Source organism: Pseudomonas zhanjiangensis (assembly GCF_041027545.1).
Classification (GTDB): Bacteria; Pseudomonadota; Gammaproteobacteria; order Pseudomonadales; family Pseudomonadaceae; genus Aquipseudomonas; species Aquipseudomonas zhanjiangensis.
In genome coordinates this window covers 47,194-59,418 of record NZ_JBFTEG010000021.1, presented here as the reverse complement: position 1 = coordinate 59,418, position 12,225 = coordinate 47,194, and the positions used below count along the sequence as shown (strand labels likewise).

The window sequence follows — 12,225 nt, the reverse complement described above, 5'->3', positions numbered from 1 at the left end:
TTCCCGCGAGGACCAGGACGCCTTCGCTGCCGCCTCTCAGTTCAAGGCCTGCGCGGCCATCGAAGCCGGCCGCTTCAATGACGAGATCACCCCGATCCTGATCCCCCAGCGCAAGGGCGAGCCGCTGGCCTTCGTCACCGACGAGCAGCCGCGTGCCGGCACCAGCGCCGAATCCCTGGGCAAGCTCAAGCCGGCATTCAAGCGGGACGGCAGCGTCACCGCCGGCAACGCCTCCAGCCTCAACGACGGCGCCGCCGCGGTACTGCTGATGAGCGAGGCCAAGGCCCAGGCCCTCGGCCTGCCGGTGCTGGCCAGGATCGCCGCCTATGCCAACGCCGGCGTCGATCCGGCGATCATGGGCATCGGCCCGGTTTCGGCGACCCGCCGCTGCCTGGACAAGGCCGGCTGGCAACTGGACGAACTCGACCTGATCGAGGCCAACGAGGCCTTCGCCGCCCAGGCCCTGGCCGTCGGCCAGGAGCTGGGCTGGGACGCCGGCAAGGTCAACGTCAACGGCGGCGCCATCGCCCTGGGCCACCCGATCGGCGGCTCCGGCTGCCGGATTCTGGTGACCCTGCTGCACGAGATGATCAAGCGTGGCGCCAGAAAGGGCCTGGCCACCCTGTGCATCGGCGGCGGTCAGGGCGTGGCCCTGGCCATCGAACGCTGACTTCACGCCCAGCACTCGCACTAACTGCGTCGGCGTCGCTTGCCGTAGTGAATCTACTGTCTGCGCGCCGCCTCCTTGCTACTACGAGCGCTGGACAAGAAGTCCTGACAGGCAAGCGCCGGCCCCGCGGCGATAGCGGGCGCCGGCGTTTTTCTTGGTAAACTGCCGGCTTTCCTCTTTCCGAGTGCCGCGCATGCCTTCTCTCGACCAGGCGCTGCGCGCCGCCCTCGATAACCGCCAGTCCCTGCTCGAGGCACTGCATCAACAGGGCACCGACTGCTATCGACTGTTCCACGGCAGCCAGGAAGGCGCCGCTGGCCTGACCCTCGACCGCTACGGCCCGCAGCTGTTGGTACAGAGCTTCCACAACAGCCTGAGCCGCAACGAATTGCTGGCCGCCCATGAGCTGATCTGCAGTGCCCTGAGCCAACCCCTGCTGCTGGTCTATAACGACCGCTCCCGGGGCAACTCGCGCATCGACCGCAGCGATTCCGTGTACCAGGCCGAGGAACCGGCCCTGGCAGACTGTGTTGGTCATGAATGGGGGATCAACTACCGGGTACGAGGCCGTCATGCCGGTCAGGACCCGCTGCTGTTCCTCGACCTGCGCAACGCTCGCGGCTGGGTCAAGGCCAGCAGCGCAGGCAAGTCCGTGCTCAACCTGTTCGCCTATACCTGCGGCGTTGGCCTCAGCGCCGCGGCCGGCGGCGCGCGCGAGGTGGTCAACCTGGACTTCGCCGAAGGCAACCTGGCGGTCGGCCGCGAGAACGGCGCACTCAATCCCGGATTGGCGCCCATGCAGTTCATCCAGTCGGATTATTTCCCGGCGATCCGCCAGCTGGCCGGCTTGCCGATCGCCCAGCGCCGCGGGCAGAAGCTGCCGAGCTACCCACGCCTGGCGCAGCGCCAGTTCGACCTGGTATTCCTCGACCCGCCGGCCTGGGCCAAGAGTGCGTTCGGCACCGTGGACCTGCTGCGCGACTACCAGAGCCTGCTCAAGCCGGCGATCCTCGCCACCGCCGACGACGGGGTGCTGGTCTGCTGCAACAACCTGGCGAAGGTGGCGCTCTCCGACTGGCGCGATCAGGTGCTGCGCTGCGCCGCCAAGCTCGGACGCCCGGTTCGGGACGTCCAGCTGCTGCCACCGGCAGCGGACTTCCCCTCGCTCGATGACCAGCCACCGCTGAAAACCCTGATACTGCGCTTCTGAACCCCGGCCGGGCGCGCGCAAATGCGGCCCGGGTAACGCCGGGAACCGCGCGTGCATGCCATACTCCAAGGCATTTCTCGTCGGGATAGATGACGCATTGCCATGCACAAAGGATTGAAACGCGCCCTGAGCGCCCTGCTGATTGCCCTTGCCCTGTACAGCTTGCTGGGCTTCCTGATCCTGCCGGGTATCGCCCTGCGCATTGCCAACCAGCAGCTGGCGCAGTACGCCACCCTGCCCGCCACGCTCGCTCGCCTGCAACTCAACCCCTTCAGCCTGGAGCTCAGCCTGTGGGGCCTGCGCATCGGCGAACCGGGCCAGGAGCAGCTGGCCTTTGAACAGCTGCACGGTAACCTGCAGCTCGACAGCCTGTGGAGCGGCGCCCTGCACCTGGCGGAGGTCGAACTGGATCGACCGCGGGTCGAGGTCCTGTTCGACCAACAGGGCACCCTCAACCTAAGCCAGCTGCTCGCGCTGCCGAAGGCCCCTGCCGATGCGGTCGAACCGGCGCGCAGCGAGCCGCTGGCCGTGCGCATCGACCGCATCGCCCTGAACGGCGGCCAGCTCGAATTCCGTGACCTGCGCCCGAGCGAGCCAGTCGAGTTCCGCTACGAGGCGCTCGACCTGGAACTGCACCATCTCAGCACCCTGCCTGGCGTCAGCGCCGAGATGTCCCTGGTCGCCAGCGGGCCGCAGGGTGGGCGAATCGACTGGCAGGGACAGCTCAGCCTGGCCCCCATCAGCTCCAGCGGCAGCCTGAAGATCAGCGACGCGCGCCTGCAGAGCTTCTGGCCCTATGTCCGCGATGCACTGCCCCTGGTGCTCGATCAGGGCCTGCTCAGCCTGAGTACCGACTATCAACTGGACCTGGCCGACGGCACCCAACTGCAGCTGCACAATGCCCAGGCGACCCTGGCCCCCTTCGCCATCGAGACGCCGGAGGGCCGCCCCCTGGCGAGATTGGCCAGCCTGGAAATCGCCGAAACCAGCCTGAACCTCGCAAAGCAGCAGGTGCTGATCGGCAAGGTGCGCAGCCAGCAACTGGAAGCCTGGGCCGCCCGCGAAGCCGATGGCCAGCTGGATTGGCTGAAGCTGTTGAGCAAGCCGGACGGCGAGCAAGCACCGGCGCCGGCGACCGCGCCGCGCCAACCCTGGCAGGTCATCCTGAGCGACGTACAACTGCGCGACTATCAGGTGCATCTGGCCGACCGCATGCCCAGGCAGGAGGTCGCACTCGACCTCGGCCCACTGAACCTCGACCTGCAGCAGTTCGACAGCCTCGGCACCTCGCCCTTCACCCTCAGACTGGACACCGGCCTGGGCAAACAGGGCCAGTTCAAGGCCGTGGGCCAGGTGCAACTGAACCCGACCACCGCCAGCCTGCAAGTCACCAGCCGTGATATCGACCTGCGTCTGGCTCAGGCCTACCTGAGCCCATTCATGCATATCGAACTGCGCAGCGGCCGCCTCGCCAGCGACCTTGCGGTCGAGCTGGCCGGCACCGCACCGTTAAGACTCGGCGTCAGTGGCAACGCCCAGCTCAATCAGGTGCACAGCCTCGACACCATCAAGGAGCGCGACTTCGTCCGCTGGCAGCAGCTCAACCTGGACGGTATCGACTACCAGCACGGCGAGCGCCTGAGCATCGATCGGGTACGTCTCGACAAGCCCTATGCCCGCCTCATCGTCAACGAGGACCTGAGCACCAACATCAACGACCTGCTGATTCCCCAAAGCCCGCCCGAGTCGCCGGAGCCGGCGACCCCACCCACGCCTGCCGGCCAGCCGCTGGCCATCCATATCGGCGAGGTGACCCTCAACGACGGCTCGGCCAACTTCGCCGACTTCAGCCTGACCCCCAACTTCGCCACCGCCATCCAGCAGCTCAACGGTCGCATCGGCACCCTCGACAACCGCTCGGCGACACCCGCCAGCGTAGCCATAGCCGGCAAGGTCGACCGTTATGCGCCAGTGAGTATCAAAGGCAGCCTGAACCCCTTCGACCCACTCGCCAGCCTCGACATCGCCACCCAGTTCCGCCAGGTCGAGCTGACGACCCTGACCCCCTACTCCGGCAAATTCGCCGGCTACCGGATCCGCAAGGGCCGGCTCAACCTGGACCTGCACTACCGCATCAGCAATGGCCAGCTCAATGCCGACAACAAGGTGGTGGTCGAGCAACTGCAACTGGGCGAGAAGGTCGACAGCCCCAGCGCGGTCGACCTGCCGATCCGCCTGGCCGTAGCCCTGCTCAAGGACAGCGAAGGCAAGATCAGCATCGAGTTGCCGGTCAAGGGCGACCTCAACAACCCGGAGTTCAGCGTCATGCCGATCGTCTGGAAGAGCCTGCGCAACCTGGTGTTGCGCGCAGTCCAGGCGCCGTTCAAGTTCATCGCCGGGCTGGTCGGTGGCGGCGCTGACATGGACCTCAGCCAGGTGCCCTTCGCCGCCGGCAGTGCCGAACTCGACGCCAGCGCCCAGAGCACCCTGGACGCCCTAGCCAAGGCGCTGCAGGCGCGTCCGGCCCTGCGCCTGGAAGTCGAAGGCACCAGCGCCCAGCCACTCGACGGCCCGCCCCTGGCCGAACGGCGCCTGCAGCGTGAATTGCAGAACACCTACTACAAGATCCTCCAGCGCCGCGGCGAGCCGGTCCCGAGCGAGGCCAGCGAGCTGCAGGTTCCCGAGGATGAAGTCGCGGCGCTGTTCGAAGGCATCTACCGGGCGCGCCTGAAGCAGCAGCCACCGGCCGAATGGGCCGAGCTGGAAGGCGAGCAGCGCCTCGCCCAGTTGCGCGAGGCCGTGCTGCGTTCCTGGCAGCAGAGCAAAATGTTGCAGCGCCAGCTGGCCCAGGCCCGCGCCGCCGCCATCAAGGACTACCTGGTCGATCGCGGCGGCCTCGCCGGGGAGCGCGTCTACCTGCTGGACGTCAGCCTGGGCCAGCGCGCAGAAGGTGACCGGGTGGCCAGCCCGCTGCACCTCGACAGCCAATAGGATGCGGATGATGATGCCTTTGTCCCGACTCGGCCTGGTCCTGGCGCTCGGCTGTAGCGCCGGCCTGGCGCACGCCGATACCCTGCGTTGCGGTAGCCAGCTGGTGAGCCTAGGCGACCGCAGCTTCGAGGTGCAGCAGAAGTGCGGCGAGCCCGTCTTGCGCGACCTGATCGGCTACGGTCTGGGCCCCAACGAGAGGCGTGAATACCTGATCGAGGAGTGGGTGTACGGCCCGAGCAACGGCATGTTGACCATTCTCACCTTCGAGGGTAACCGCCTGACCCATATCGAACGCCGGCGCGACAACTGAATGCGCGGCTCAACCAGCGACTCGGGATCCTGCCGATGAGAACCCTGTTATTGCTCCTACTGCTCGGCGTGATCGGCGGCCCTCTCCAGGCCGCCAGCCTGCGCTGCGGCAGCGCCCTGATCAACACCGACGACAGTGGCGCCGAGGTCCTGGACAAATGCGGCGAACCGGCCAGCCGCGACTTTCTCGGCTATCGCGAAGTGATCGACGCCTACGGCTTTCGCAACGAGGTGACGGTCGAGGAGTGGACCTACGGCCCGCGCCATGGCATGTACCATTTCCTGCGCTTCGAGGGTAACCGGCTGCGCAGGATCGACAGCAAGCGCGGTCACTGATCGGCCACTTCGCAAGAATCGCAGACAAAAAAAAGAGGGCCCGTGCGGGCCCTCTTCTTCGATGCATCAGGCAGTTTCGATCAAACGCCCGAGGCCTCGGCGGCAGCGACGTCCTTGATCGACAGCTTGATACGGCCGCGGTTGTCCACGTCGAGTACCAGCACCTTCACTTCCTGACCTTCCTTGAGCACGTCGGTGACCTTCTCGACGCGCTGATCGCTCAGCATCGAGATGTGCACCAGACCGTCCTTGCCCGGCAGGATGTTGACGAAGGCGCCGAAGTCGACGATGCGCTCGACCTTGCCGACGTAGATCTTGCCGATCTCGGCCTCGGCGGTGATCCCCAGCACGCGCTGACGGGCAGCCTCGGCCGCTTCCTTGGTTTCACCGAAGATCTTGATGGTGCCGTCGTCTTCGATGTCGATCGAGGCCTTGGTCTCTTCGCAGATGCCACGGATGGTCGCGCCACCCTTGCCGATCACGTCGCGAATCTTGTCCTGGTCGATCTTCATCGCGATCATGGTCGGGGCGTTGGCCGACAGCTCGCTGCGCGACTCGGCAATCACCTGGTTCATCTGGCCGAGGATGTTCAGGCGCGCTTCCAGGGCCTGGCCCAGGGCGATTTCCATGATCTCTTCGGTGATGCCCTGGATCTTGATGTCCATCTGCAGCGCGGTGACGCCCTTGGCGGTACCGGCTACCTTGAAGTCCATGTCGCCCAGGTGGTCTTCGTCACCGAGGATGTCGGTCAGCACGGCGAACTTCTCGCCTTCCTTGACCAGGCCCATGGCGATACCGGCTACCGGCGCCTTCATCGGCACACCGGCATCCATCAGCGCCAGCGAAGCACCGCAGACCGATGCCATGGAGCTGGAACCGTTGGATTCGGTGATTTCCGAGACCACACGGATGGTGTAAGGGAACTCGTCCGGGCTCGGCAGCATGGCGGCAACGGAGCGACGCGCCAGGCGGCCGTGGCCGATTTCGCGGCGACCGGTGGCGCCCATGCGGCCACACTCGCCCACCGAGTACGGCGGGAAGTTGTAGTGCAGCATGAAGGGGTCTTTTTTCTCGCCTTCCAGGGTGTCGAGCAGCTGCGCGTCACGGGCGGTACCGAGGGTGGCGACGACCAGGGCCTGGGTTTCGCCGCGGGTGAACAGCGCCGAACCGTGGGTCTTGTCCAGAACGCCGACTTCGATGTTCAGGCCACGCACGGTGCGCGTGTCACGACCGTCGATACGCGGCTTGCCGTTGACGATGTTCTCGCGCACGGTGCGGTATTCGATTTCGCCGAAGGCATCCTTCACTTCACCAGCGGACGGCTGGCCTTCTTCGCCGGAGAACTTGGCGACGACCTGCTCGCGCAGCTCGCCCAGGCGCGCATAGCGATCCTGCTTGATGGTGATGGTGTAGGCCTGGGAGATGGCTTCGCCGAATTCGCTGCGGATGGCATCGAGCAGAGCGGTGTTTTCCGCTTTTGGCTGCCAATCCCAGGCCGGCTTGGCGGCTTCAGCAGCCAGTTCGGTAACGGCCTGGATCACGGCCTGGAATTCGTCATGGGCGAACAGCACGGCGCCCAGCATCTGGTCTTCGGTCAGCTCTTTGGCTTCCGATTCGACCATCAGCACGGCGTCCTTGGTGCCGGCCACGACCATGTCCAGACTGGAGGCCTTGAGCTGCTCGTAGGTCGGGTTCAGCAGGTAGCCGGTTTCCGGGTGGAAGGCCACGCGCGCGGCACCGATCGGGCCGTTGAACGGGATGCCGGAAATGGCCAGGGCAGCGGAGGTGCCGATCATCGCGGCGATGTCCGGATCGGTCTTCTTGCTGGTGGAGATCACGGTGCAGATCACCTGCACTTCGTTCTGGAAGCCTTCGGGAAACAGCGGGCGGATCGGACGGTCGATCAGACGCGAAGTCAGGGTCTCTTTTTCCGAAGGGCGTGCTTCACGCTTGAAGAAGCCGCCAGGAATCTTGCCGGCAGCATAGGTTTTTTCCTGATAGTGCACCGACAGCGGGAAAAAGCCCTTGCTCGGGTCGGCGGTCTTGGCACCAGTCACAGCGACCAGTACGGCGACGTCGTCATCGACGGTGACCAGCACAGAGCCGGAGGCCTGACGGGCGATACGGCCAGTCTCGAGGGTAACGGTCGACTGACCGAACTGGAATTTCTTGATTACCGGGTTCACGGTGTTTTCCTTCTCTATGTTGCCTTTGGGGGAATCTGGGTATAGCTGAATTCGGGGGCAGTGGCGGGAGTCGGACCCGTGGCTGTCCAAAACACCTGAAGCAGAAACGCAAAAGCTGGAAGCGGGGACGCGCCCCACTTCCAGCTTCGGCAGTCAGCTACGCGTAAGCATTGCTTAGCGACGCAGACCCAGGCGTCCGATCAGGGCGCTGTAACGACTGGTGTCCTTGCTCTTCAGGTAGTCCAGCAGCTTACGACGCTGGTTGACCATACGGATCAGGCCACGACGGGAGTGGTGGTCCTTGCCGTTGGCCTTGAAGTGGCCTTGCAGCTTGTTGATGTTGGCGGACAGCAGTGCAACCTGCACTTCCGGGCTACCGGTGTCGCCTTCAGCTTGCTTGTAGTCGTTAACGATCTGGGCTTTTTCTTCAACGCTGAGTGCCATCTGGGCTTCCTCTCAGTTAGGAAACTGCTGCAGGCAGCAGTTCCAATAGGCCGGGAATCGCTTCCCGTGTTTTAAAGTGAGGCATGACCGTGCCTATTAACAGCCACCCTCGGTATGAACCGCCGAAGACCGAAGTCATTGGCGGCTCACTTCGGTCATACCGACCGAATCAAACGACGCGGCGCAATACGCCCGTCTTCGCTCACCTCACCGATACCGATGAAGCGGCCTGTGTGATCCTGTACCCGCAGCATGCCAAATTTCGGCGCCTCGGGAGCGCGCACCGGCTGCCCCTGCAGCCAATAAAACGCACTGTGCTCGGAGAGCTGCACCAACGGCCAGTGCTCGAGCCCGCTGTCTACCGGCAGCAGAAAGCGGTCTAGCGCCTCGTTGCCGCCTTCGGCATGGGCCGCTTCCAGCTCTTCCAGCGTCACCGTCTGCGCCAGGCTGAAGGGGCCCGCCTGGGTCCGTCGCAGTTCGGCGACGTGCGCCCCGCAACCCAACAGCTGGCCGAGATCCTCGACCAGGGTACGCACATAGGTGCCTTTGCTGCAGGCAATCGCCAGGCGCGCCTGCTCGCCTTCACAGGCCAGCAATTCCAAGCGCGCAATAGTAACAGAACGCGCCTCGCGCTCCACTACTTCACCGGCACGGGCAAGCTTGTACAGCGGCTGTCCATCACGCTTGAGCGCCGAGTACATCGGCGGTATCTGGCTGATTTCCCCGCGAAAACGTGGCAGCAGGGCCTCGATTTCGGCGCGACCAACGGTCACCAGGCGACGCTCCACCACCTCACCCTCGGCATCGCCGGTGGTGGTGGTGACGCCGAGCTGCATCAGCGTCTCGTAGCCCTTGTCGGCGTCCAGCAGGTATTGGGAGAACTTGGTGGCCTCACCAAAACACAGGGGCAATACACCGGTCGCCAGCGGATCGAGACTGCCGGTATGCCCGGCCTTCTCGGCGTTGAGCAGCCAGCGCACCTTCTGCAGCGCCGCGTTGGAGCTGAAGCCGCGGGGCTTGTCGAGCAGGATGATGCCATTGACCTGGCGACGAATACGTTTGACTTGGGCCACGCGCTTACTCCTCGGCCTCGGTCTTGCGATCGCCATGCTCATGCTGGCTGTCTTCGGCCACCGCACGCTCGATCAGCGCGGACAGGTGGGCGCCACGCAGCACGCTCTCGTCATAGTGGAAATGCAACTGCGGCACGCTGCGCAGCTTCATCGCCTTGCCCAGCTGCATGCGCAGGAAACCGGCCGCGTCGTTGAGCACCTTGAGGCTCTGCGCCACGCTGTCGGCGGCATCCTCGGCGGCCATCACGGTGATGAACACCTTGGCATGACCGACGTCACGACTGACCTCGACCGCGGTGATGGTCACCAGGCCCAGGCGCGGATCCTTGACTTCACGACGGATCAGCTGTGCCAGCTCGCGCTGCATCTGATCGCCAATACGTTGGGTACGGCTATAGTCTTTTGCCATCGTTACTACCTTCCACTCGCCACGCCGCTCATGAAAGCACCGGGCTTGAAATCGGCAAACGCCCGGCCGCGCTGTTGCGTGGCCGGGCGCTGCGCATTGCGACGCGTTGCCTTACAGGCTGCGTGCCACCTGGACCTTCTCGAATACTTCGATCTTGTCCCCGACCTTGACGTCGTTGTAGCTCTTCACTGCGATACCGCACTCCATGCCGGCACGCACTTCGGTCATGTCGTCCTTGAAGCGACGCAGGGATTCGAGTTCGCCTTCGAAGATCACCACGTCTTCGCGCAACACGCGGATCGGGCGATTGCGATGGACGATACCCTCGACCACCATACAGCCGGCCACCGCGCCGAACTTCGGCGAGCGGAACACGTCACGGACCTCGGCGATGCCCAGGATGTTCTCGCGAACGTCGCTGCCGAGCATGCCGGTGAGGGCCTTCTTGACGTCTTCGATGATGTCGTAGATGACGTTGTAGTAACGCATGTCCAGGCCTTCCTGCTCGACGATCTTCCGTGCGCCGGCATCGGCACGCACGTTGAAGCCGAACAGCACGGCATTGGAGGCCAGCGCCAGGTTGGCATCGCTCTCGGTGATACCACCGACGCCGCCACCCACTACGCGCACCTGCACTTCGTCGTTACCCAGGCTGCCGAGCGAGCCCTGCAGGGCCTCCAGCGAACCGCGCACATCGGCCTTGAGGACGATGTTGAGGGTCTTCTTCTCGTCCTGGCCCATGCTTTCGAAGATGTTTTCCAGCTTGCCGGCGTGGGCGCGGGCCAGCTTGACCTCGCGGAACTTGCCCTGGCGGAACAATGCCACTTCGCGGGCCTTCTTCTCGTCGGCAACCACGGTCATCTCGTCGCCGGCATCCGGCGTACCGTCCAGGCCGAGAATTTCCACCGGAATGGACGGGCCCGCCTCTTTAACCTGTTTGCCGTTCTCGTCGAGCATGGCGCGGATGCGGCCGTAGTTGGAGCCGACCAGCACCATGTCGCCCTGGCGCAGGGTACCGTCCTGCACCAGCACGGTGGCGACCGGGCCGCGGCCCTTGTCCAGGCGCGACTCGACGACCACACCGCGACCCGGGGCCGAAGGCGTGGCCTTCAGCTCGAGGACTTCGGCTTGCAGCAGAATGGCTTCGAGCAGCTCGTCGACACCGGTACCGACCTTGGCGGAAACCGGCACGAACTGGGTGTTGCCACCCCACTCTTCCGGAATCACGTCACGACCGGCCAGGTCGTTCTTGATCCGGTCGAGATCGGCGCCTTCCTTGTCGATCTTGTTCACCGCGACCACCAGCGGCACGCCGGCGGCTTTCGCATGCTGCACCGCTTCCTCGGTCTGCGGCATCACGCCATCGTCAGCCGCCACCACCAGGATGACGATGTCGGTGGCCTTGGCACCGCGGGCACGCATCTGGGTAAATGCGGCGTGACCCGGGGTATCGAGGAAGGTGACCATGCCACGATCCGTTTCGACGTGATAGGCACCGATATGCTGGGTGATACCACCGGCCTCGCCGGCAGCGACCTTGGCCCGACGGATGTAGTCGAGCAGCGAGGTCTTGCCGTGGTCGACGTGACCCATGACAGTCACCACCGGCGCCCGGGCGATGGCTTCGCCTTCGAACTTCAGGGACTCGGCCAGCTGCTCTTCCAGGGCGTTGTCGCTGACCAGTTTGACCTTGTGACCGAATTCCTCGGCGATCAGCTGCGCGGTTTCCTGATCCAGTACCTGGTTGATGGTCACAGGCGTGCCCATCTTGAACATGAACTTGATCACTTCGGCAGCTTTCACCGCCATCTGCTGCGACAGCTCACCGACGGTGATGGTCTCACCGATGGCCACATCGCGCACGATCGGACCACTGGGGCTCTGGAAACCGTGCTGGTTACGCTTCTTCAGCTTGGACTTGCCGCGACCGCCGCGACGGAAACTGTCGCGCTCTTCGTCGATGGTGCGCGGGGCAACTCGCGGTGCCGGCGCCTTTTCCTTGACGGTTGGGCGGTGCTGGGTGGCCTTGCGCTCGCCACGACGGTCGTCGTCGCTGCGCGCCTTGTCGCCACGACGAGGCTCTTCCTTCTTGCGCTCTTCGACCACGGGCGCAGCGACCGGCAACTCCACCGCCGCCGGCGCAGCCGTCACGGGCGCCGCATCGGCCGCCGCAGGAGCTGCCGCCTGACGCCGGGCCTCTTCTTCGGCACGCCGCTTGGCCTCTTCTTCAGCCTTCAGGCGAGCGGCTTCGGCGGCCGCACGCTGCTCGGCCAGCTCGCGCTGCTTCTCGGCCTCGATCTCTTCCGCGCTGCGCTTGACGAAGGTCTTCTTCTTGCGCACTTCAACGCTGATGGTCTTGCTGCCTGCTACGCGCAGGGTGCTGGTGGTCTTGCGCTGCAGGGTAATCTTGCGCGGCTCTTCCACCTTATCGCCATGACTGCTCTTGAGATGAGCAAGCAGGGCTTGCTTTTCATTATCGGTGACAACTTGCTCGGCACTGCTGTGCGGCAAACCCGCCTCACGCATCTGCTGCAGCAGGCGCTCTACCGGTGTGTCGACCACTTGGGCCAGTTCTTTCACCGTGACTTGCGACATGC

Annotated in this window: 10 protein-coding genes; 5 read left to right on the top strand and 5 right to left on the bottom strand. The window is 64.7% G+C overall.

Annotation, left to right across the window (positions count from 1 at the left end):
* From AB5S05_RS19535 to AB5S05_RS19515, 5 genes are all read left to right on the top strand, one after another.
* A partial coding sequence (locus AB5S05_RS19535) for an acetyl-CoA C-acyltransferase (protein WP_369289194.1) occupies positions 1 to 670 on the top strand: 670 nt, incomplete at its 5' end.
* Between the two features lie 193 nt (positions 671 to 863).
* Entirely contained in the window at positions 864 to 1,880 is a 1,017-nt protein-coding gene (locus AB5S05_RS19530; RefSeq protein WP_369289193.1) for a class I SAM-dependent rRNA methyltransferase, read from the top strand.
* Positions 1,881 to 1,982: 102 nt separating this feature from the next.
* Positions 1,983 to 4,871: a DUF748 domain-containing protein gene (locus AB5S05_RS19525; RefSeq protein WP_369289192.1), complete on the top strand. Its 2,889-nt coding sequence runs from the start codon at positions 1,983 to 1,985 to the stop codon at positions 4,869 to 4,871.
* Between the two features lie 13 nt (positions 4,872 to 4,884).
* Positions 4,885 to 5,181: a DUF2845 domain-containing protein gene (locus AB5S05_RS19520; RefSeq protein WP_369289196.1), complete on the top strand. Its 297-nt coding sequence runs from the start codon at positions 4,885 to 4,887 to the stop codon at positions 5,179 to 5,181.
* A 35-nt stretch (positions 5,182 to 5,216) separates the two neighbouring features.
* A complete protein-coding gene (locus tag AB5S05_RS19515; RefSeq protein ID WP_369289191.1) occupies positions 5,217 to 5,516 on the top strand; it encodes a DUF2845 domain-containing protein in 300 nt (99 codons plus the stop codon).
* An 80-nt stretch (positions 5,517 to 5,596) separates the two neighbouring features.
* Here the strand turns inward: AB5S05_RS19515 and pnp are convergent, their stop codons facing one another.
* The 5 genes from pnp to infB all read right to left on the bottom strand — a co-directional run bounded on the left by pnp (position 5,597) and on the right by infB (position 12,223).
* On the bottom strand, positions 5,597 to 7,702 hold the full coding sequence (pnp, locus tag AB5S05_RS19510) for a polyribonucleotide nucleotidyltransferase (RefSeq protein ID WP_369289190.1): 2,106 nt from the start codon (positions 7,700 to 7,702) through the stop codon (positions 5,597 to 5,599).
* A 174-nt stretch (positions 7,703 to 7,876) separates the two neighbouring features.
* Entirely contained in the window at positions 7,877 to 8,146 is a 270-nt protein-coding gene (gene rpsO, locus AB5S05_RS19505) for a 30S ribosomal protein S15 (protein ID WP_074881307.1), read from the bottom strand.
* A gap of 155 nt (positions 8,147 to 8,301) precedes the next feature.
* Positions 8,302 to 9,219, bottom strand: a complete 918-nt coding sequence (gene truB, locus AB5S05_RS19500; protein ID WP_369289189.1) for a tRNA pseudouridine(55) synthase TruB — start codon at positions 9,217 to 9,219, stop codon at positions 8,302 to 8,304.
* A 4-nt stretch (positions 9,220 to 9,223) separates the two neighbouring features.
* Positions 9,224 to 9,628 carry a 30S ribosome-binding factor RbfA gene (rbfA, locus tag AB5S05_RS19495; protein WP_369289188.1) on the bottom strand — a complete coding sequence of 135 codons (405 nt, stop codon included), beginning with the start codon at positions 9,626 to 9,628 and terminating at the stop codon, positions 9,224 to 9,226.
* 111 nt (positions 9,629 to 9,739) lie between these two features.
* A complete protein-coding gene (infB, locus tag AB5S05_RS19490) occupies positions 9,740 to 12,223 on the bottom strand; it encodes a translation initiation factor IF-2 (protein ID WP_369289187.1) in 2,484 nt (827 codons plus the stop codon).
* Between the last annotated feature and the right edge of the window lie 2 nt (positions 12,224 to 12,225).